The 19,645-nt window shown below is 71.7% G+C and carries 17 protein-coding genes; 5 read left to right on the top strand and 12 right to left on the bottom strand.

Translation table 11 applies throughout. From position 1 onward, the window contains the following. Positions 1-4 precede the first annotated feature (4 nt). The 7 genes from IE239_RS35730 to IE239_RS35700 form a co-directional block, all read right to left on the bottom strand. The gene (locus IE239_RS35730) at positions 5-1,168 is read right to left on the bottom strand and encodes an acyl-CoA dehydrogenase family protein (protein WP_229878579.1); all 1,164 of its coding nucleotides are present in this window, start codon (positions 1,166-1,168) and stop codon (positions 5-7) included. 101 nt (positions 1,169-1,269) lie between these two features. Next, a complete protein-coding gene (locus IE239_RS35725) occupies positions 1,270-2,781 on the bottom strand; it encodes an ATP-binding protein (RefSeq protein WP_190153643.1) in 1,512 nt (503 codons plus the stop codon). A gap of 6 nt (positions 2,782-2,787) precedes the next feature. Further along, positions 2,788-3,450: a response regulator transcription factor gene (locus IE239_RS35720; protein WP_190153642.1), complete on the bottom strand. Its 663-nt coding sequence runs from the start codon at positions 3,448-3,450 to the stop codon at positions 2,788-2,790. 99 nt (positions 3,451-3,549) lie between these two features. Further along, a complete protein-coding gene (locus IE239_RS35715; protein WP_190153641.1) occupies positions 3,550-4,137 on the bottom strand; it encodes a TetR/AcrR family transcriptional regulator in 588 nt (195 codons plus the stop codon). 33 nt (positions 4,138-4,170) lie between these two features. Further along, positions 4,171-4,671: a hypothetical protein gene (locus IE239_RS35710; protein WP_190153640.1), complete on the bottom strand. Its 501-nt coding sequence runs from the start codon at positions 4,669-4,671 to the stop codon at positions 4,171-4,173. After that, on the bottom strand, positions 4,664-6,604 hold the full coding sequence (locus tag IE239_RS35705) for a primary-amine oxidase (protein ID WP_190153639.1): 1,941 nt from the start codon (positions 6,602-6,604) through the stop codon (positions 4,664-4,666). Before IE239_RS35705 ends, IE239_RS35710 begins: the two co-directional genes overlap by 8 nt. 538 nt (positions 6,605-7,142) lie before the next feature. Next, complete coding sequence (locus tag IE239_RS35700) at positions 7,143-8,627, bottom strand: APC family permease (RefSeq protein ID WP_229878577.1); 1,485 nt, start codon at positions 8,625-8,627, stop codon at positions 7,143-7,145. A gap of 439 nt (positions 8,628-9,066) precedes the next feature. Between IE239_RS35700 and IE239_RS35695 the strand changes: the two genes are divergently transcribed. Beyond that, positions 9,067-10,029 (top strand): AraC-like ligand-binding domain-containing protein, encoded by a 963-nt coding sequence (locus IE239_RS35695; RefSeq protein WP_190153638.1) that lies wholly within the window; start codon positions 9,067-9,069, stop codon positions 10,027-10,029. Between the two features lie 51 nt (positions 10,030-10,080). Beyond that, positions 10,081-11,028: a hypothetical protein gene (locus tag IE239_RS35690; protein WP_190153637.1), complete on the top strand. Its 948-nt coding sequence runs from the start codon at positions 10,081-10,083 to the stop codon at positions 11,026-11,028. A gap of 29 nt (positions 11,029-11,057) precedes the next feature. Here IE239_RS35690 and IE239_RS35685 read toward each other — a convergent pair whose 3' ends face one another. The 4 genes from IE239_RS35685 to IE239_RS35670 all read right to left on the bottom strand — a co-directional run bounded on the left by IE239_RS35685 (position 11,058) and on the right by IE239_RS35670 (position 13,622). Next, on the bottom strand, positions 11,058-11,615 hold the full coding sequence (locus tag IE239_RS35685) for a nuclear transport factor 2 family protein (protein ID WP_190153636.1): 558 nt from the start codon (positions 11,613-11,615) through the stop codon (positions 11,058-11,060). 49 nt (positions 11,616-11,664) lie between these two features. Continuing rightward, the gene (locus IE239_RS35680; protein ID WP_190153635.1) at positions 11,665-12,717 is read right to left on the bottom strand and encodes a maleylacetate reductase; all 1,053 of its coding nucleotides are present in this window, start codon (positions 12,715-12,717) and stop codon (positions 11,665-11,667) included. Between the two features lie 99 nt (positions 12,718-12,816). Further along, the gene (locus tag IE239_RS35675) at positions 12,817-13,101 is read right to left on the bottom strand and encodes a hypothetical protein (protein WP_190153634.1); all 285 of its coding nucleotides are present in this window, start codon (positions 13,099-13,101) and stop codon (positions 12,817-12,819) included. Next, positions 13,101-13,622, bottom strand: coding sequence for a flavin reductase (locus IE239_RS35670; RefSeq protein WP_229878575.1), 522 nt, complete (start codon positions 13,620-13,622; stop codon positions 13,101-13,103). Before IE239_RS35670 ends, IE239_RS35675 begins: the two co-directional genes overlap by 1 nt. A 302-nt stretch (positions 13,623-13,924) precedes the next feature. On the opposite strand from IE239_RS35670, the gene IE239_RS35665 reads away from it, so the two are divergent. The 3 genes from IE239_RS35665 to IE239_RS35655 are packed head-to-tail and all read left to right on the top strand — an operon-like array spanning position 13,925 to position 16,687. After that, the gene (locus IE239_RS35665) at positions 13,925-15,223 is read left to right on the top strand and encodes an aromatic ring-hydroxylating oxygenase subunit alpha (protein WP_190153633.1); all 1,299 of its coding nucleotides are present in this window, start codon (positions 13,925-13,927) and stop codon (positions 15,221-15,223) included. Next, complete coding sequence (locus IE239_RS35660) at positions 15,216-15,737, top strand: aromatic-ring-hydroxylating dioxygenase subunit beta (RefSeq protein ID WP_190153632.1); 522 nt, start codon at positions 15,216-15,218, stop codon at positions 15,735-15,737. Before IE239_RS35665 ends, IE239_RS35660 begins: the two co-directional genes overlap by 8 nt. Continuing rightward, positions 15,734-16,687 (top strand): PDR/VanB family oxidoreductase, encoded by a 954-nt coding sequence (locus tag IE239_RS35655; protein WP_190153631.1) that lies wholly within the window; start codon positions 15,734-15,736, stop codon positions 16,685-16,687. Before IE239_RS35660 ends, IE239_RS35655 begins: the two co-directional genes overlap by 4 nt. A gap of 65 nt (positions 16,688-16,752) precedes the next feature. Here the strand turns inward: IE239_RS35655 and IE239_RS35650 are convergent, their stop codons facing one another. Then, on the bottom strand, positions 16,753-19,191 hold the full coding sequence (locus IE239_RS35650) for a SpoIIE family protein phosphatase (protein ID WP_190153630.1): 2,439 nt from the start codon (positions 19,189-19,191) through the stop codon (positions 16,753-16,755). Positions 19,192-19,645: the final 454 nt, after the last annotated feature.

The raw sequence follows: 19,645 nt of genomic DNA, 5'->3' as shown, positions 1-19,645 counted from the left end.
CCGGTCACGGGTAGCCGGGGAAGGGCTGCACTCCGGTGAGGACCGCGCCGGCGCCGTCGTAGACGCCCTCCTGGAGGAAGGCGTGCTGCGGGACCACGGACGCGTCGCGCAGGTGGCGCTGCAGGGGGCTGCTCAGCGCGATGGCGGGGATGCCGCCGAGCTGGTAGGCGGACCGGACGACCTCGAAGGAGGTCCTGGCGGCGTGGGCGGACGCCAGTCGCAGCAGGCTGGCCTGGTGGGCGGTGGCGGGGTCGCCGCGCTCGACCGTCGCCCACACCTCGTGCGTGGTCTCGTAGAAGAAGGCGCGGACGGAGCGGAGCTGCGCCTCCGCCTGGCCCACTCCGATACGGAAGCCGCTTCGGTCGGCCGCCCTGGGCCCCCCGGTGTAACTGGCGCGGCCGCCCTGGGCGACGACGTGGTCGAGCGCGGCGCGGGCCACGCCGAGGCCGACGACGGCCAGCACCTGCGCGGCGTACGCGACCGCCGGGTAGCGGTACAGCGGCTCGTCGACGGTGGGTTCGCCGCCGCGGACGAAGGTCCACTCCCGCGGCACGAGGACTCCGTCCACGACCAGGTCGTGGCTGCCGGTACCGCACAGGCCGACGACGTCCCAGTTCTCGACGATCTCCACCTGTCCGGGCCGCAGCAGGGCGGTCAGCGGCCGGCCCGCGGGGTCGTCGCCCTTGACGCCGACGCCGAGGAGGTCCGCGCCCTTGCAGCCGCTGGCGAACTTCCAGCGGCCCGAGACCCGGTAGCCGTTCCCGGCGCGCTCGGCGGGCTGGACCGGGAACAGCCCTGCGGCGAAGGCGAGGTCGGGACCGTCCGCGTAGAGCTCGGCCTGGGTGTCGAGGGGCAGGGCGGCGAGGTAGATCAGGGCCGAGCCGAAGCTGGCGACCCAGCCCGCCGAACCGTCGACCTCGGATATCCGCTCGATACGCCGGAGGAATTCCGCCGGAGCGAGCGGTTCTCCACCGAAGCGCCGCGGTGTGCTCGCCCGGTAGAGACCCGCCTTCTTGAATTCGGAGATCACGTCCCGCGGCACGTGCCGCTTCTCCTCGAATTCACCCCGCCGGTCGGCCACCAGGGCCAGAACACGCTCGAAGACCTCACCGTCCGGGGATATTCGCCCCCGTTCGGCCGGCTGTGCTGAATCCAGCGTCTGCGTCATGAGATTTTCCTCTGGCATGCCGGGAATAATTGTTCTCCGCGTCCTGCGCCGACCCTAGAAGGACCGGCCGCCGGTGAACAATCAGAAATCGGATGCCTCGGCTAGGGGTTTTCCTTATCCCACAGGGGCAGCCGGACCCGGAACACGGTTCCGTGGGGGGTGTTCCCCGTGGCCTGGATGTCGCCGTCGTGACGCGTGATGATGCGGTGGCTGAGGGCGAGGCCGATGCCGTGACCGTTGCCCTTCGTGCTGAAGGCGCCGTCGAACACCCGGCCGGAGGAGAGTTGGGGCAGGCCCTGGCCGGTGTCCCGCACCTCCACCACGGCGTACGCGCCGTGACGGCGGGTGGCGACGGTCACCGCGCGTTCTTCGAGGGGCCACCGGGCCATTTCCTCGATGGCGTTGAAAGCGAGGTTCAGGACGACCTGGCCGACCAGCACCTTCTCACAGTTCACGGGCAGCGCTTCGGCCGTGCGATCCCATTGCAGGGCGACGGAGTTCACTTCGGCCCGCACCCCGACGAAATAGGCGCAGTCGGTGACGATGTCGTTCAGGTCGACGGATTGTTTGGACTCCTCGAGGTGCGTCACGTACTGCCGCAGACTCGAGAGGATGAGGGCCGCACGATCCAGTTGTTTCGTCGCGTTCTCCAGGCCCCAGCCGAGGTTTCCGCCCCCGCCGTCCATACGGCTCCGTACGCCCGCCACGAAGTTGTGTGCGGCCGCTATGGGCTGGCTCACCTCGTGGGCGATGGCCATCGCCATGTCGCCCATGGCGTTGTAGCGGGCCAGATGGTTCAGGTACTGGGCGTCATGGCGGTGCTCTTCCTCCGCGCGGACCGTGTCGGTGATGTCGTGGAAGAGGAGCAGCAGGCCCCGGAGGTCGTGCTCGATGTCGATGTACTGGGAGCGGGCGGCGAACCAGCGGGCCGGACCGTCGGCGCCGCCCGGAGTGGCGAGGCGGTAGCGGGCGCTCCCGCTCGACGCGCTCCGCGCCGGGACGGCGAGGGCCTCACGCAGGTGCGCGGCGGACTCGGGCGCCAGGAACCCGGCGAAGTCGGCGCCGACGACGCCGGCGGTGTCCGTGTCGTCCGGGTCGTCGTGGAGCAGGGCCACCGCGGATTCGCTGGCGAACAGGGTGCGGCCGTCGCCGTCGAGGACCACGATCCCCTCGTCGAGGTTGCGCAGGAACGTGTGGAGGCGTCCCTCGGTGCGGAACAGGTCGAGCCGGGTGGCCTTCTCCTCCGCGATGTCGCGGAACTGCACCATCACCACCGGCCCGCGGGCGAGGTCCACCCGCACGGCCACGGCCTCGGTCAGGATCTCCGTGCCCGCCTTCGACCGGTAGCACCACTCGACGGTGCTGCTGCCCTCGTCGACGGCCCGCTGCAACCAGGTGACCCCGATCTCCCGGGTGTAGTGGCGGGCGTTGGAGCTCATGTCGGGGGCCTTGAGCGGTCTCAGCTCGTCGACGGTGAAACCCAGCACCGCACAGGCGGCGGGATTGGCCCACAGGATGGTCTTGGTCACGGCGTCGTGCACCAGGACGCAGTGCCGCAGGGCGGCGAAGAGGCGGCCGAAGTCGGAGGAGGTGATGTCGGAGCTGCCGGACATGCGTCCTCACACCTCCGACTGTCCGAGACCACAGCGCAGCATGTCCCCGATCAGGGCGCCCAGGCTTTCGGCGCCGGTCTTCTCCCTGATCCTGGCCCGGTGGACGTCGACCGTCTTCACGCTGATGGCCAGCTCCCTGGCGATCGACTTGCTCGGCCGGCCCGCCATGACGAGCCGCAGGATCTCCCGCTCCCGCGGGCTCAGCGGCGCGAGTCGTGAGTGCACCGCGTGCCGGTCGGCTCGCTCGGCGTACCGCTCACGGGCCAGGTCCAGCGCGTTCTGGACGGCCTCCACCATGTGCTGCGGGTCGTAGGGCTTCTCCAGGAAGTCCACCGCCCCTTGCTGCAGCGCGCGGACCGACATACGGATGTCGCCGTGGGCGGAGACGAAGACGACGGGGAGCACGGCGTCGCGGGCCTTGAGGAACTCCTGGACCTGGAACCCGCCCATGTGGGGCATGCGTACGTCCAGGACCAGGCAGGCGCTGCGGTCCGGGTCGAACGCCGCCAGGAAGGAGTCCGCGTCCGTGAAGCACTCCGTGCGGATGTGCACGGATTCGAGCAGCCAGGCCAGCGACTGGCACAGCTGCTCGTCGTCGTCCAGGACGTAGACGTGCCCGGCCGGCGCCGCGCCTCCCGGGGCTTCGGAGATGGGTGGGTTGACGGTCATCGATCCTCGCTTCGAAGGACGTCGTGGCAACGACGCTAGGCGCAGGGAGGGCCGGGGCCGCGGCGCCGGGTGCACGGACATCCGCCATGCGGTGCACGCTCAGGCGTACGACGCGAGAAGGCCCTCGATGATGGCGATCTGGCTTCCGGCGGTGGTGACCTCGGGTGTGAGGACGGCGCTGACCTGGAAGCCCATGACCACCGCGAAGAGGGTCTCGACGATGTCCTCGTCGCGGACCGGGGCCGTCACCTCGCCGGCCGCCCTGGCCTGGGCGAGGTACGTGTGCATCAGCGTCCGCCACCGCCGTGTCGTGGCCTCGTGGACGGACGACAGACGCGGGTCGTACAGGGCCCGGTCCCAGAACGCGACGACGACCCGTGCCTCCAGCAGCCGTGTCTCGTCCAGGGGCACCAGCTCGTGGCAGAGGCCGCGCAGGCCGGCGAGACCGCGGGGCTCCTCGACGGTGCGTTCCAGCCGGCGCTCGGTCGCGTCGCACGCGTACTGGAAGGCGGCGAGCAGGATCTCGTCCTTGTCCCGGAAATAGGGGGCGAGTCCCCCGTTGGCGAAGCCCGCCTCCGCGGCCAGTTCCCGCATGGTCACCGCCGCGAGGCCGCGGCGGCCGATGAGCGACCAGACCGACTGGACGATCAGGTGCCTGCGGGCATCGTGATCGACGATCTTCGGCATCTCCTGGGTCTCCGTTCCCGTCTTCCGGCCGTGTCAGACGAACACGGCCGCCATACTCACGATCATGACGACCGCCCCGGACTCCCGGCACACCCGTGCCCGTCGGGCGGGCGGCGCGCAGGCCGTGCCGCGGGGGACGCCCGAGAGCTGCCCGAACATGAACCCGCCCGCGCGGGCGGTCACCCAGACCACCAGGGTCAGCACCGCCGGCCCGGCGGCCGCACCGGCCGCCGTGTGCGCATGGGCTCCGCCGACGGCGGCGGCGCCCGTCGTCATCAGCGCCATGAGCAACGCCATCGCGGCCGTGTCGATCGCCTCGTTCCAGCCGTCGCCGTCGATGCCCGCCCGCAGGAGGCACCACAGACACGCGGCCAGGACGGCGCACGCTCCCGGCAGCGACTCGTCGGCGGCCATCAGCGCCATGCCGCCCAGCGCGAGCGACGCCGGTCCCCAGTGCCGGACCGGGCCGGGAAGGTGACCGGCCAGGCAGAGGAGGGCGCCCGCCAGGCCGATCGGCAACAGCAGCTCACGCATGGCCGTCGGCGCCGCAGCAGCCGTGCGTGCCGGGCGTGGCGGGGGGGACGTCGAGCGTGGGGTTGCGGTCGAAGAATCCGGCCGGCTTGAGCTGGAAGCCGGTGTAGTCGACCGGCATGATCGGCCAGTCCTCCGGGCGGGGGGCGTGGGTGAGGCCGAAGGTGTGCCAGACGACCAGCGGCTGTCCGTCGAGGTCCCGGTCGGCCGCCGCGTACGCGGGCAGTCCCGCGCCGCCGGGGTGCTGGTTGACGAAGTCACCGGCCGGGTAGCGCTCGGCGGGGTCGTAGGCGGTGACCCACAGGTGCCGGGTGGCGAACGCGGCGCGGGCGGCGACGGAGGAGTCCGGGTCGGCGAGCAGCGTCGGCTTGCCCTCCGGGTGGAGCGCGTAGCCGACCGGCTTGCCCAGCGCGTTGAGCGAGGTGGGGTTGGTGATGTGCCACACCCGGTCGACGGCCGTGTCGGCGTCGCGCTGTGCCTCGCTCTCCCTGGTCAGCGGGGTGCGCCGGAAGGTGAAGGCGTTGCCGCGGGGATTGCCCGGCCCCATCGGGACGCGGACGGCGTCGACCTCCTCGACCCGGTTCGCCGGGCCGTCGAGCGCCATGTCCAGCCGGGCGCAGAACAGGTGCTGGTGGTAGGGGGCGCCGAGGCCGGGGGCGATCTCGGCGGCGTAGGGGTAGTCGCCGCCCGGATAGGCGGAGGTGAAGACGATGCCGGTCGCCTTGGCCTCGAACTCGATGGTGCCGTCGAGGTAGAGGTACCAGTAGAAGCCGTAGTCGTAGTTGCCGATCGTGGTGAAGAAGGAGATCACCATGCGGCGCTGACGGCGGGTCTCGTTCGAGCCGGACCAGAGGTCGGTGTGCTTCCAGAGGATGCCGTAGTCCTCCTCGTGCAGACAGACCGCGTTGGGCAGGACCCTGGGGCGCCCCGACTCGTCGGCGATGACCGCGTCGAGGTAGGTGATCTCCCCGAGGCAGTCGCAGCCGAGCCGGAGGGCGTTGGCCGCCCGGCCGATCAGGTACTCGCCGGTGTCGAAGTAGTTCTGCCAGGAGCGGACCGGGGAGGGGTCGGCGTAGGGCACGACCATCTCGGCGATCGACGCCCGGTGCAGGAGCGGGCGTTCCCTTCCCTGGTCCCGGTCCCGGAAGGCCAGCTGGTGCAGGACCAGGCCCTCGCGGGTGTCGAAGCCGATCCGCAGGGACCAATTCTCCCAGGTCAGGAGGTTGCCTTCCAGGGTGAAGCTGGGCCCTTCGGGCTGGGTGATCTCGATGGGCCGCTGGGTGGTGCGGGCGGGGCCGGCGACGGCCGGATCGTTGAAGTTCCCCGATCCGGCGGGGATGGGGACGGGGCCGAGGTCGACGACGCGGTGAACGGTCCGGTCGAGCACGTCGACGTAGCCGACCAGGCCGTCGATGGGGTGCGCCCAGGCGTGGTCCCGGTCGTGTTCCTGGAGGAAGGCCAGTCCGCGCAGGATCCGGCGCCCGGACTCCTCCGGGTACTCGTCCGGGTAGACGCCGGCGGACAGCGGGGCGACGCGTACCTGTGACACGTCCAGGTCGCGTGCCTTCAGCGCGGCCAGCCACTCCTCGTCCTGCGCGAGCACCTCCTCGACGATCGCGAACTCCTCTTCCAGGATGGGGAGTTGACCGTCGACGACGGGGTCCGGTGTCCGCTCGGCGATCACGGTCCGGCCGGTGAGGGACACGGTGACGTCCCGCCCCGGAGCACCGTCGACGTCGTGGAGCAGCACCCTCGCCCGGCGGTCGGCCGGGGTGCCGTCGCGGAACGCGAGCAGCTCGTCCCTCGTGGGCTCGTCGAGGCCCACATAGACGAAGCGCGAGGTCTCCCGGAGCATTCCGGCGCCGTCCAGCACGGAGCGGATCTGCTCGATCTCGCCGCTGGTCAGCTGGTCGAGCGGGTGTGGCGTGGCGGTCATGAGGCGTCTCCGGAGAGGTACTGGAGGGCGGGTATTTCTACGTTCGTAGAACAAAAACGCCGCGCGGGCGGAAAGTCCAGAGGTCTGCGGCGACTTTCCGGCGAAACGCCCGGCGCCGTGCACCGGAAGCGACAACCCGTGCACGCGATGGCGGTCCGCGGCGGGTGCGCCGCCGGGAATCGGGCGGCGTCAGACGGCTTCAGGTGGAGTCAGGTGACGCCAGGTGGCGTCAGGTGAGCCAGGTGGCGTCAGGTGGCGGACCTCCCGGGCGCCCGGCGCATGAGGGTCGCGCCGGGCGCCCGGGAGGGGCTGTGCAGGGGTAGCGGGCCGGGGCTGTGACGGCCGCGGGGAGATGAGCCGCCGCCGTCGGCGGGGACGCCGACCGGGGTTCGCCGGGGGCGCGGGGCGGCCCGGGTTCGTTGGGGGCGCGGGGCGGCGCGGGGGATCTCGGGGGCGCCGCCCGGCGGCCGGACCACGCCCGTGGAGTCCGTGCGGTCTCACGCCGGTCCGCGCCGGGCAGCTGCCGTGCCGGAGCCGGTCAGACCCGGGCCGGTGCGTCCTCGACGTCGCCGCCCCGGAGGCTGGGTTCAGGGCTCGTGCCGGCAACGCCCGGCCTCAGATGCCCCAGGACGATGCCTCCCACGAAGACGGCGACCACCGTCAGTTCGAGAACCGTCGCCGTGGTGGCGGAAGCGGAGATCAGCGTGGTGAAGTTCTCCAGCGCCAGGGTCGCGGCGCCCAGCAGCAGGACGATGGACGCCAGGGGCGCGATCAGCGTGTTCCACCGCCTCCGGTCGAGACCGGTCCTGCGGAAGAACACGATGACGGACAGCGAGGTCAGCAGGTAGAGCAGCACCAGCGCGAGCACTCCGACGCCCCCGCCCCAGGTCAGCAGGGTGAGTACCGGGTCCGCTCCGGCCAGTGCGAACGGGATCACCATCGCGATGGCGATGACGGTCTGCACCGAGCTGGCCGCGTAGGGAGCGCCCTGGCGGTTCGTGCGCGACAGCCACCGGGGCAGCACGCCGGCCGCGCCGAGGGAGTGGAAGTAGCGGTTGACGCCGTTGTGGAATGCCAGGACTCCCGCGATCAGGGAGGTCGCCAGCAGCACCTGCATGACGTCGGTGGCCCAGCCGCCCAGGGTCTGCGTGACCGCGCCGAAGACCACCGCGGTGGCGTCGCCGCTCTGCAGCGCGTCCAGCGCCACGCCCTGCACCTTGGACGGCCCGTAGAAGCTCACGAACATCCACGACACGAACGCGAAGAAGACCGAGATCGCGGCGACGGAGAGGTAGGTGGCGCGAGGGATGGTGCGGGCGGGGTCCTTGGCCTCCTTGGCGTAGATGGCGGTGGACTCGAACCCGAGGACGCAGGCGATCGCGAAGGTCACGGCGACCCCCGGGGCTCCGGCGAACAGGGCCGTGGGCGAGAACGAGGCGGTGAAGGCCAGCCCTTCGGGGCCGCCGCCGGACAGCAGCTCGTAGGCGGCGAACACCAGGAGCAGCGAGGTCTCGGCGACCACCAGGACGGCGAGGAGCTTCGCCCCGAACTCGATGTTCAGGGATCCGAGGAGCTGCACGAGGACGATGGTCGCCACTGCCCAGAGCCACCAGGGCAGGTCGACCGAGGCGTACCGCTGGACCAGGCCCTCGACCACGACGCCGTACAGGCCGTACATGCCCGCCTGGACGGCGCAGTAGCAGAGCACCGCGACCTGGGAGGCGCCGACGGCGAGCCGGCGGCCCAGCCCGTGGGAGATGTACGCGTAGAAGGCGCCCGCGTCGGTCACGTGCCGGCTCATGGTGATGAAGCCGACCGAGAACAGGCCGATCATGACGCCGACCACCAGGTAGACGGCGGGTACACCGGCCGCGTTGCCGAGGCCGAGCGGTACGGGGAGGGTTCCGGCGACCCCCGTGAGCGGAGCCTGGGCGGAGAAGACGAAGAACAGGATGCCCGCCACCCCCACGGCTCCTTGCCGGAGGTGGGTGCGGTGTTCCGGGTCTGAGGACTGCTGGGTCACTGGGACTCCCTGGAGAGTACGGCGAAAGCCGGGGCGCGACGCCTGCGCGGGCGTCGGGGCCGGGCGCGGTGGCCTCCACCGGGCCTCGGTCGCCGCGGAAAGCCCCTTCCGTGCCGTCCTGTCGACGGCGGGGGTGGGGACCGCGGCAGAACCGGGCGGGAACGGAGGACAGGAGCCTTGGGCCCCGGTGGACACCCGCCGGGAAGCGTCGCCCCGTCTGGTACGGAGTACTGTGCGCCCGTGCCGTGACCCGGGGGTGCGGTGGTGTGCACCCCTTGCCGCCATTCCATGCACGGGGTTCGCGCGCAGTGCGGGCAATCGCCTTCCTCGTGTACCCACACCTTTCCATCAGGCGATATGCAATGCAATATGCAGGAAGCCCGCAATGAGCCCGCCACGGGCTGTTGCGCCGAAAGACCGCTACCGGGTGGAGCGCACCATGCGAACGATCGTGACCACCGACTCCGTGGCCCAGGCGGAACGCTCCGATCACTGGGCCCACGAGATGTCCAAGCTGTTCGTCGGCCTCGAGGCCCGGCCGATGGAGCGGACTCCGTTCCACGGGCAGGCCGCCAACGAGGATCTGGGGCTGATCCACCTGAGCTCGATCAGCGCGGGACCGCTGCGGGTGCGCCGCACCGCCCGGACGATCGCCCAGCACGAGTGGGACCACTACAAGGTCGCCCTGCAGACCGCGGGCACCTGTGTGATCGAGCAGGACGAGGTGTGCAGCACCCTGGGCCCGGGAGACATCGCGGTCTGTGACACCTCGCGCCCGTACTCCTTCACCTACGACGCCGACTTCCGCACCGTGCTGCTGCTGTTCCCCCGCTCGATGCTGCCCGTGCGGCCCGAGGCCCTCCGTGACCTCACCGCGCGCAGGATCAGCGCGGACGAGGGTGTCGCCGCTGTCGTCGGCCCGTTCCTGCGATCGCTGAGCGAGCAGGTCCGCGGCTGTGCGGGCCCGGCCGTCGGGAGCCTGATGGACGGCGCGGTGTCCCTGGTCACCGCCCTGGTCACGGAGAATCTGGCCCGGTCCGCGGCGCCTCCTCCCCAGGACGCGATGATGCTCCGCATCCGGGCCTACATCGAGAACCGGCTGTCCGATCCCGGTCTGACGCCGGACTCGATCGCCGAGGCGCACGGCATCTCACGGCGCTACCTCTTCAAGCTGTTCGCCGCACAGGGCCTGACCGTCGCCGGCTGGATCCGGGTGCGCCGGCTGGAGCGCTGCGCCCGTGACCTGGCGAACGCCACGACCGTGGAACAGCCGATCAGCATGGTGGCCGCCCGCTGGGGACTGCTCGACGGCCGGCACTTCAGCCGCGTGTTCAAGTCGGCCTACGGCGAGACGCCCCGGGACTTCCGCCGGCGCACGCTGGCGGGCACGGACCGGTCCTGAAATGCGGGCCGACGGCGACTGCCCGCTCAGGATCGCGTACTCTGCGCCACCATGTTCCTCTTCTCAGGCCGTCGCAGGCCGCACCTCTCGCACGCGCTGGACGACGCCGATCTCGGGCGGATCCTGAAATCCCTGTCCGAGGCGCCCCGGCCAGGGGGGATCGGCATGACGGATCTGCACGTCGCGCGGATGGCCGACCTGCTGCGGCGGACCGGGGCCGACGACTGGGACCGCCGCGCCCACCGTTTCGCGGTGCTGGCCGAGGCCACGGCCCACTCCGGTGCGCCGAACGGCTGGCTCGCCCGTGAACCGGACAGCGCGGACGCGATGCTGCTGTACGCGTGGGCGGAGCTGGTCCGGGGAGTCCGGTCGGGAGGCATGCGGGACGCGCGGGTCGCCATCGGGTACTGCTACCGGGCGGCGGATCTGTGTCCCACGGACCCGAATCCCTGGGTCGTCGTTCTGGGCATATCGCGTCTGGAGCGCGACCGCCGCAGCATGCCGGCGATATGGCGCGAGGTGCTCGCGCGGGACCCGCAGCACCGTGAGGCGCATCTGCAGATGCTCGGCCATCTCTCACCCGAGGAGGGAGGTTCCCGCATGCAGGTCCTGGAGTTCGTCGACGTCGTGCGGGCCCGCACAGCGGCCGACGCCCCGACAGCCGCCGTGGAACTGACGGCGGCCGTCGACCAGCACCGGAGCGTCCTGGCCAGAGGCGGCGTCGAGGCGCTCATGGCCAGGGACTTCTGGTCCCAGCCGTCGATGGCCGGCGTCCTCGACGAGGTCGCGCAGAGGTGGCCGCAGCCAGGTTTCCTGCGGCATGCGCGAGCCCTGGCCGATCTCAACCTGCTGGCCTACGCGCTCGTCACGGCCGAGCGAAGACGGGAGGCCGCGCAGGTCTTTCCCCTGCTGGAGGGAAGGGTCACCGCGTGGCCCTGGGCCCTGCGCGGCGACCCGGTCGAGGCGTTCCTGGACGCACAGACACGGTCCGTGCGCTGACCGCGGCGCCCCTGCGACGCCGGTGCGCGTCAGGGGCGCATCAGCACCGAGGCCGAGGGGCGGCTCTCGGCGAAGTCCTGCGGCAACGGCGTGACGAAGACGTTCTCCGTACGGGTGCGCGTGATCTTCCAGACGCCGTCCACCTTGCGGAAGGCGTTGTTCAGCCGGCTCGAACGCAGCAGGGATCTCCCGTCCGAGAAGAGCCAGGGCTGCATGTGGATCCACTGACCGGTGGCCTCGTCCCCGTCGACGTGGATCTGCTCGGAGGTGAGGTAGTGCGCGTTCAGGAGCAGCGCGGGATCCTGCTTCCGGGACCAGAACGTCTCGAAGTGACTTCGTATCGCGGGGGCTCCTTCGGCACGGCCGAACTGGTCGTCGTAGTACTCGCCCACGCCCTCCCAGACCGCGTCCTCGGAGTAGAGGTCCATGATCAGGTCGATACGGTGGGCGTCGTCCCGCACACCGAACTCGGGGCACGGTGTGTCGCACAGGAACATGTAGCGGGCCTGGAGCCTGCGGATGTCGGCCTCGGCTTCGAGTACCTCGATGCGCTGGACGAGCGCGGCGATCGTTGTCCTGTCGGTCATCTGGATCTCCTGGGAAGAGGGTGCGGGTCAGCCGCTCGGGCGGGCGGATTCAGCGGGGTGGTTCTCCCGCCCAGGCCGCGCGCAGCAGGGCGGTGAGGCTGTCACGGGTGAGCGCGGGCGCGTTCGTGGGGAGCGCGGCGAGGACGGGTCCGACCGCACCGGCGATCCCCTCCTCGGGCATTCCGCAGTCCCTCAGAGCGGTCGGCGCGTCGAGACGCGTGTACAGCGCGGCCAGCCCTCCGGTCGCGGTGGGAGCGGTGAGCGCCGACGCGATCCTGCGCTCCGCCTCGGGGAAGTGGGGTGCCTGGAGCGCGAGGACGTGCGGGAGGACGACGGCGTGGGTCGACGCATGCGGGAGGTCGAACATTCCGCCGAGGACGTGGCAGATCTTGTGGTGCGGGCCCGAGCCGGCCGAGGCGAAGGCGACGGCCGCGAGGTAGGCGCCGTAGAGGGTCCGCTCGTGTCCTGCCGGTCCTGCCGGGTCGGCCTTGACGGCGGGCAGTCCCCGGCGGAGGCCGCGGATCGCCTCCTCGGCCAGGGCGAGGTCGATCGGGTCGGCGTACGGCCCCCACATCGCGTCGACGGCGTGGGCGAGGGCGTTGAGCCCGCTGGCCACCGACAGCTCGACCGGCAGCGTGCGCAGGAGCGAGGCGTCGTAGACGACGGCGCGCGGCAGCACCCCGGGATCGACGCCGGTCGTCTTGGCCGCACCTCGGGTGAGGCCCCAGACGTTCGTGGCCTCGGAGCCGGCGTAGGTCGTGGGCACGGCGACGACCGGCAGGCCCGTGGTGAGGGCGACCGCCTTCGCCAGGCCGGTCGCGGAGCCGCCGCCGATGGACAGCAGAACGTCGGCGCGGCACTTCGCCGCGGCCTCGCGGGCCCTTTCCGCCACCTCGACCGGCACGTGTCTGACGACCTCGTCGTGCACGTGGACGACCGGCAGTCCGCCGGTGAGGGCGGCGGCGAGCGCGGACGAGGAGGCGGTGACGACGACCATGACGCGTTCTGCGCCGAGCCGTTCGGTCTCGGCCCGGATCGCCCGCACCGCGTCGTCCGGGGCGAAGACGACCCGCTGCGGCAGGGTCTCGTGGGTGAATCTCATCCTCGCGGTCCTTCCGTGCGATCCCTCGGTGAGCGCGCTTCGGCCGGGCCGGAACGGGCGCGGCTCACGCCGGCGCCGGGCGGCCGTGGCGCCGCTGGTTCACGACTCGTCCCAGGCGGCGTCGGCCTCCCAGTAGTCCATCCCGGCCGCACTGACCCCGTGCCGCCACCCGGAGGTGCGCCGCAGCCCGGGTTCGACCCTGGCGGTGACGGCGTCGGCCGCGTCGGGGCCGTCCGCGGGGACCGACCAGTGGACCCAGTTCAGCTCGCGCCCGTCGGCGTCGCGGGTGAACAGGTCCACATGCCGCCAGCGATAGCCGAACGTGTCGTTGTAGCAGGTCAGGGTCATCCGGCAGGCGTCGTCCGGGGTGTGCTCGCCGGCCATCACGCGCCCAGCGCCGTGCTGATCGGGTGGAAGCGGCGCTGGAAGTAGACCAGACCGCCGCTGTCCTCGCCCACGATCACGCGGTCCGCCTCGACGAAGAGCACCGAGTGGGAGCCCTGGGTGGCGCTGCCGGTGATGCGGCCGACGATCGACGCGGCCGACCCCTTGAGCACCGGCACTGCGGCCACCGAGTGGTCCCACACGTCGGCGGAGACGGAGAACCGCTCCTCGGGCGGCACGCTCCCCGCGAAGGCCAGGGCCACGTCCTGGTGTTCGGGACCGAGCACGTTGATGCAGACCCGTTCGTTCGCCCGCAGGACGTCGTGGCTGCGGCTGGAGCGGTTGACGCACACCAGCATGGTCGGCGGGCTGTCGGTGACGGAACACACCGCGCTCACCGTGATGCCCGCACGGCCGCGGGGGCCGTCCGTCGTGACGATGTTGACGCCTGCGGAGAGGTTCGCCATCGCGGTGCGGAATTCTCGCTGTGTCGGAGTGAGTTGCGTGATGTTCGCAGCCACTGTTCCTCCTGCCGGGACCTCGGGCTCCCGGATGAACCCCGAGCAGTACCGAAACTAGGGCCGCGCGTGCCGACAGCGGTATCGAGACTTCTTCGGTCACCGCTGAGGTTTTCCCCTACGGCCGCGGGCGGCCTCCCCGCGCACCGGCGGGCCGGGCCGGGCACTGAAGAAATCCCTTACGTCCGCCGAGGCCATTCCCGATTGTCCGGCCGGGGGCGGCTCCCTAGCGTCGAAAGCGCCGAACCACGACAACCCGGGCTCCACCGGGACGACCTCCGAACCCGACCCAGGAGGCCCCTTTCATGACCGCCCCGTTCACCGCCGAGAACATCCACCGCCTCGCACCGGCCGACCTGGTCCTGGCCGACCGCGTGGCAGGCCGTCTGTACACCGATCCCGAGATCTTCGACCTCGAGATGACGAAGATCTTCGAGCGCACCTGGGTGTGGGTCGCGCACGAGAGCGAGCTGCCGAAGGCGGGCAGCTTCAAGTCGACGTACGTCGGCCGCCAGCCCGTCATCGTGGTCAAGGACCGCAAGGGCGCCGTCAACACCCTCGTCAACCGCTGCCGGCACCGGGGCGCCAGCCTCTGCGAGCGGAAGACGGGCCAGGTCAACGGCTTCACCTGCCCCTACCACGCCTGGTCCTACGGCCTCGACGGCGCGCTGCGCGGCATCCCCTATCCGGACGGCTACGAGGGCGTCATGGAGAAGGGCGACATGGGGTTGAAGAAGCTGCGCACCGAGTCCTACGGCGGGATGGTCTTCGCGACCTTCCATGACGACGTCGAACCGCTGGAGGACTTCCTCGGCGACGTGCGGCTGTGGATCGACCGCTTCATGAAGCAGGGGGGCGGTTACCCGGTCAAGGTGCTGGGCACCCACCGGTTCAGATTCCGGGGGAACTGGAAGATCCAGCTGGAGAACACGACCGACGGCTACCACTTCCCGATCGTGCACCGCTCCTGGATGGCCTCGGTCGACGCCGAGACCGCCGACATGATGTCGTTCATGACCGACCCCGCGGCGGTCACCCACGACCTGGGCCACGGCCACAGCGTCGCCCAGATGGTCCCCGGACACTCCGACCTCGACGTCGACGACGGCACCGAACCGCTGCAGCCGCGCTTCGACTCCCTGGTCACCGAGCTGAAGTCCGCCGGGGTCGACGACGCCGGGGTCCGCAAGCTGGTCCGGGCCGTGCACGGCACCGGTTTCAACCTCAACCTCTTCCCGAACGTGTCGATGTCGATCTCGTTCCTGCGGGTGCTGCGCCCGATCTCCGTCGACGAGACCCTGATCGAGCACGTGGCCCTCGGCCCCGACGGGCCGGCCGAGATCGTGGACCCGGTCAACCGGGAACGGCTCCGTATCCACGAGCACTTCCAGGGCCCGTTCGGGTTCGGCACCCCCGACGACGCGGAGGGCTGGGACCGGGTGCAGCGCGGCGCCCAGGGCGCACCGGAGATGCCGGTCATGGTCAACCGCGGCCTGGCCCGCGAGACCGCGGGTCCGCAGGGCTGGGCGACCTCCCACGTCACCGACGAGACCGGCATGCGCGCGGCCTACGACAAGTGGAAGCAGATGATGAGCGATGACTGAGACGCTGCGCACCCCTGCGGTCGCCGGGAGCCCGCTGTCGGCCGACCCGCGCGTGACCCGCGCGATCGGGCTGGTCTGGCACGAGGCCGACCTGCTCGACCGCAAGGAGTACGAGACCTGGCAGGAGCTCTACACCGAGGACGCCTCCTACGTCGTCCCGGTCGATGCGGAGACCGAGGACTTCGACAACACCCTCAACATGGTGTACGACGACGCGCGGATGCGGCGGATGCGGGTGACCCGGATGACCGAGGGCTACGCCATAGCCGCGGTGGACGCCGCCCGGACCGTCCGGACCGTCTCCCGGTTCGTGCCGGTCGAGGTCCGCGACGACGAGGTGACCCTGCGCTCCGCCCAGGTCGTCGTCGCCTACAAGCGTGGCCGGCACGACCTGTGGGCCGGCGAGGTGACCCACAGGATCCGGCTGTCGCGGGGCGGCGACCGGATCGCCCTGAAGGTCGTGCGGCTCGTCGACAGCGAGGACGCCGTGCCGGCAGCGGGATTCCTGCTGTGAGCCTCGTCGTCCGGGTCGCCGAGGTCACCGAGGAGACGCCGCAGATCCGCGCCCTGCGCCTGGTCCGGGAGGACGGCGCGCCGTTCACGCCCTACGAGGCCGGGGCGCACATCGACGTGACGGGGCCGACGGGCGTGCTCCGGCAGTACTCGCTGTGCAGCCCGCCCGACGACGCCGCGTCCCTGCTCATCGCGGTGAAACGGGAGCCGCGGTCGCGGGGCGGATCGGCCGCCCTGCACCAGGTGGGCCCGGGAGACCGCCTCGAGATCGGCGAGCCGCGCAATCTGCTGTCGCTGGCCGAGAAGGCGGACCGGCACATCCTCGTGGCCGGCGGCATCGGCATCACTCCGCTGCTGAGCATGGCCTACCGGCTGCACGCCCGGGGCTCCCGGTTCGAGCTGCACTACTTCGCCCGCTCACGGCGGGAGGCGGCGTTCGTCGCCCTGCTGGAGGAACGGGCCGCTTTCCGTGACCGGGTCCGCCTCCGCTTCGGCGTGCCGCGCGAGGAGCAGCGGGCGCTGCTCGCCGGGGCGGCGGCCGCGGCGGGCCCGGGGTGCCACGTCTACACCTGCGGCCCGCAGGGTTTCATGGAGCAGGTCGTCTCGGTCTTCGCTCCCGTGGTCGGCGAGGACCGGGTGCACATCGAGCACTTCGCGGCAGCCGAGGCGGACACCGCCGACGACCGGGCCTTCACCGTCGAACTCGACACCGGTGAGGCGTTCGAGGTCCCGGTCGGCAGGTCCATCCTCTCGGTGCTCGAGGAGAACGGGATCGATGTGTTCAAGTCCTGCGAGGAGGGCGTCTGCGGCTCGTGCGTCTCCGGGGTCCTCGACGGCACCCCGGACCACCGCGACAACTGCCTCTCCGCGGCCGACAAGGCGTCCGGTTCCCAGATGGCCCTGTGCGTGTCGCGGGCCAGGTCCGACAGGCTGGTCATCGAGCTGTACTGAGGCCCGGTCCGCCCGGTCCGCCCGGTTCCCGGCGCCGGGCGCGGCACCGGCCGGACGTGCGCGGCTCAGTACGACAGGGTGTCCGCCACCGCCGCGCCCAGTGCCTCGGCGGGCACGGACGACACCTCGGTCCAGATGGTCTTGCCGGCGGGCGTGTAGCGGGTTCCCCACCGCCGCGTCAGCTGCGCCACGAGGAACAGGCCCCGGCCTCCCTCGTCCTCGGTCGCGGCCCGCCGCAGGTGCGGGGAGGTATGGGCGCCGTCCGAGACCTCGACGATGAGTCCCCGTTCCTGTATGAGCCGCAGCCGGACGGGGGCCGCGCCGTAGCGGACGGCATTCGTGACCAGTTCGCTCACGACGAGTTCGGCGACGAAGGAGGCGGCCTCGTCGATGTGCCACTCGGCCATCCGGTCGCGGGCCAGCGACCGTGCCGTGGCCACTTCTCCCGGCTCCCGGGGGATGTCCCAGGAGGCCACCAGGTTCTCCGGCAGGGCGTGCACGCGGACGAGGAGCAGTGCCGCGTCGTCCTCGGGCGGTCCGGCGAGCAGCTCGGCGAGAGCGCTGTCGCAGACCTCCTCCAACGGCCGGTCCCCGGTTCGGGAAAGTGTGCGGCACAGGGTGCGGATGCCGACGTCGACGCCTGCCCGCCGGCTCTCGACCAGTCCGTCGGTGAACAGGGCGAGCGCCGCGCCCTCGGGCAGTTCGAGGTCGGCGCTCTCGAACGGCAGACCTCCCAGCCCCAGCGGCGGACCGGCCGGAAGATCCACGAGTTCGGCGTGTCCGTCGGCGGTGACCAGGACCGGCGGCAGGTGTCCCGCCCGTGCCACGGTGCAGCGCCGGGAGGTCGGATCGTAGATCGCGTACAGACAGGTCACTCCCAGCGCGTCGTCCTCGTGTCCGGTCTCCGGGGGTGAGGCGGCGCCGGTCTGCGCCACCAGATCGTCCAGCCGCGCCAGCAGTTCCTCCGGAGCCAGGTCGAGTGCCGCCAGAGCGGCGACGGTGGTCCGCAGGCGTCCCATGGTGGCGGCCGCGCGCGTGCCGTGTCCGACGACGTCGCCGACCACCAGCCCCACCCGTGCTCCGGACAGCGCGAAGACGTCGTACCAGTCCCCGCCCACCCCGGCGGGACCGGCCGCCGGCAGGTAGCGGTGGGCGATCTCGACGCCGGTCGGCCGGGGCAGGGCCCGCGGCAGGAGGTCGCGCTGGAGCATCAGCGCGGTCGCGTGCTCGCGCGTGTACCGGCGGGCGTTGTCCAGGCAGACCGCGGTGCGCGAGGCCAGTTCCTCGGCGAGTTCGACGTCCTCCTTGTCGAAGGAGTCGCGTGGCTTCGCCCGCACGAAGGTCGCCACGCCCAGGACGGAACCGCGGGTCCGCAACGGAAGCAGGAGTGCGCCGGTGGCCGGATCCGACACCGGTCCCGCCTCCGTCACACAGCGGACGCGGGCGCTTTCCAGTGAGCCGACCGTCGCGCCCTGCGTGCGCTGCGCGATGCGGACCAGCGGCGGGAGCGGCCGGCCGCCGGGCTCGCACCGCGGTGCCTCCTGGCCGTGCAGTACGGGCTCCAGGAGGTCGACCGTGGCGGCGTCCGCGAACTGGGGAACCGCGACCTCCGCCAGCTCGACGGCGGTGCGCCGCACGTCGAGGGTCCGGCCGATGACGCCGCTGGCCCGGCTCAGGAGTGCCAGGCGCCGGCGTGCCACCTGGCGGTCGGTGGTGTCCAGGCCGACCTCGCAGACCCCGATCGGGCGTCCTTCCTCGTCCCGGAGCCGGACGTACGAACACGTCCACACGTGCTCGTGGTGCGGGTCGCTGTCGATCGGACTCTGGAAGAGGACGTCGATCAGCGGCTCACCGGTCCGCATCACGTGCGCGACGATCCCCTCGATGTCCGACAGTGTGCGCCCGTCCCGCTCGAGCAGCCTGCCCTGGGGGTCGCCGAGGATCTGGCCCTCCTGGAGGAAGTCCTTCACGAACCTGCCTGCGACGTCCTCCACCGACAGCCCGAACTGCCGCTGTATGGCCGTGTTGATCCAGCGGACCCGGCCGTCGGTGCCGTAGATGACCAGTTGGACGGGCGACTCATGGTAGAGCCCGGCGAGCACGGCGCGGTCGACCGTCTGCTGCCCCAGCCTCGCGGTCTCCGCCGCGACGACCAGCCAGGCGGGCCCGTCGATCTCGTGGGAGAGGGGGCTGAGGGCCAGGGACAGGGAGAGGGGACGGCCGTCGCGGTGGCGCACCGTCCTGGCGCCGAGTTCCTGAGGCCGGCCCTGCCGCACGGCGGGCAGTCCGGCGCCCGTCGTCGCGTCGGCGAGGATCACCCCGGCAGCCCGGCCTAGGACCTCGTCCGGGCGGTGGCCCAACAGCGCCTCGGCTTCCGGGCTCCATCCCACGCACCGCAGACTGCCGTCGAGCACCGCGATGACGCTCTCGGCCGTGGCTCCCGGGAGAAGGAGGCCGGGCGGAGAGGGAAGTCCGGCCTGATGAGAGTTTGTGAGACCTGTCATCACCGGTCCTTGGCCTGAATGAGCGGGGGTGCTCCCCGCTCATTCAATGTAGCGCCGAAGACCGGGTGACGACGCGGGTGCGCCCTCGTGGCCGAGCGGGCCCGGCGTGCGGTGCGTGGCCTGCCCGCTCCCACCGGCCTTGCGGCGTCGGAGGGCGGGCAGATCGGCGCACGCACCCCCGCGCGCCGGGCAGGGTCCGCCCGGGTGCGCGCCGGCGTCGGTCGGCGGTCGCGGCGTCACTCCACGTCGCGTCCGGGGAACCGAGCGCTCATGACCCCGTCCGTTCCCAGCCGCGATGCGGGGCCCGTGCGCCGAGCCGGGCGTCGCGGCTGCGGTAGACGATGTAGGGCGGGTCAGTTGACTTGCACCTCGGGCTGAAGCCCGAGGATTCTGGCCTTCTCGATCGTTGCTGTGCCGCTACGCGGCACGGGGTTCGGTCGGGAATCCGTGGCTT

Origin of the sequence: Streptomyces humidus, from assembly GCF_014649655.1 — a bacterium.
GTDB classification, from domain to species: Bacteria; Actinomycetota; Actinomycetes; order Streptomycetales; family Streptomycetaceae; genus Streptomyces; species Streptomyces humidus.
Note: the sequence above shows the minus strand (reverse complement) of the source record. Positions and strands in the feature narration are given on the sequence as shown.

Bases quoted from the DNA above. Each gene is read 5' to 3' on its own strand.
- IE239_RS35730 (WP_229878579.1), bottom strand. From the start codon at position 1,168: ATGACGCAGACGCTGGATTCAGCACAGCCGGCCGAACGGGGGCGAATA.
- IE239_RS35725 (WP_190153643.1), bottom strand. From the start codon at position 2,781: ATGTCCGGCAGCTCCGACATCACCTCCTCCGACTTCGGCCGCCTCTTC.
- IE239_RS35720 (WP_190153642.1), bottom strand. From the start codon at position 3,450: ATGACCGTCAACCCACCCATCTCCGAAGCCCCGGGAGGCGCGGCGCCG.
- IE239_RS35715 (WP_190153641.1), bottom strand. From the start codon at position 4,137: ATGCCGAAGATCGTCGATCACGATGCCCGCAGGCACCTGATCGTCCAG.
- IE239_RS35710 (WP_190153640.1), bottom strand. From the start codon at position 4,671: ATGCGTGAGCTGCTGTTGCCGATCGGCCTGGCGGGCGCCCTCCTCTGC.
- IE239_RS35705 (WP_190153639.1), bottom strand. From the start codon at position 6,604: ATGACCGCCACGCCACACCCGCTCGACCAGCTGACCAGCGGCGAGATC.
- IE239_RS35695 (WP_190153638.1), top strand. From the start codon at position 9,067: ATGCGAACGATCGTGACCACCGACTCCGTGGCCCAGGCGGAACGCTCC.
- IE239_RS35690 (WP_190153637.1), top strand. From the start codon at position 10,081: ATGTTCCTCTTCTCAGGCCGTCGCAGGCCGCACCTCTCGCACGCGCTG.
- IE239_RS35685 (WP_190153636.1), bottom strand. From the start codon at position 11,615: ATGACCGACAGGACAACGATCGCCGCGCTCGTCCAGCGCATCGAGGTA.
- IE239_RS35680 (WP_190153635.1), bottom strand. From the start codon at position 12,717: ATGAGATTCACCCACGAGACCCTGCCGCAGCGGGTCGTCTTCGCCCCG.
- IE239_RS35675 (WP_190153634.1), bottom strand. From the start codon at position 13,101: ATGGCCGGCGAGCACACCCCGGACGACGCCTGCCGGATGACCCTGACC.
- IE239_RS35665 (WP_190153633.1), top strand. From the start codon at position 13,925: ATGACCGCCCCGTTCACCGCCGAGAACATCCACCGCCTCGCACCGGCC.
- IE239_RS35660 (WP_190153632.1), top strand. From the start codon at position 15,216: ATGACTGAGACGCTGCGCACCCCTGCGGTCGCCGGGAGCCCGCTGTCG.
- IE239_RS35650 (WP_190153630.1), bottom strand. From the start codon at position 19,191: ATGACAGGTCTCACAAACTCTCATCAGGCCGGACTTCCCTCTCCGCCC.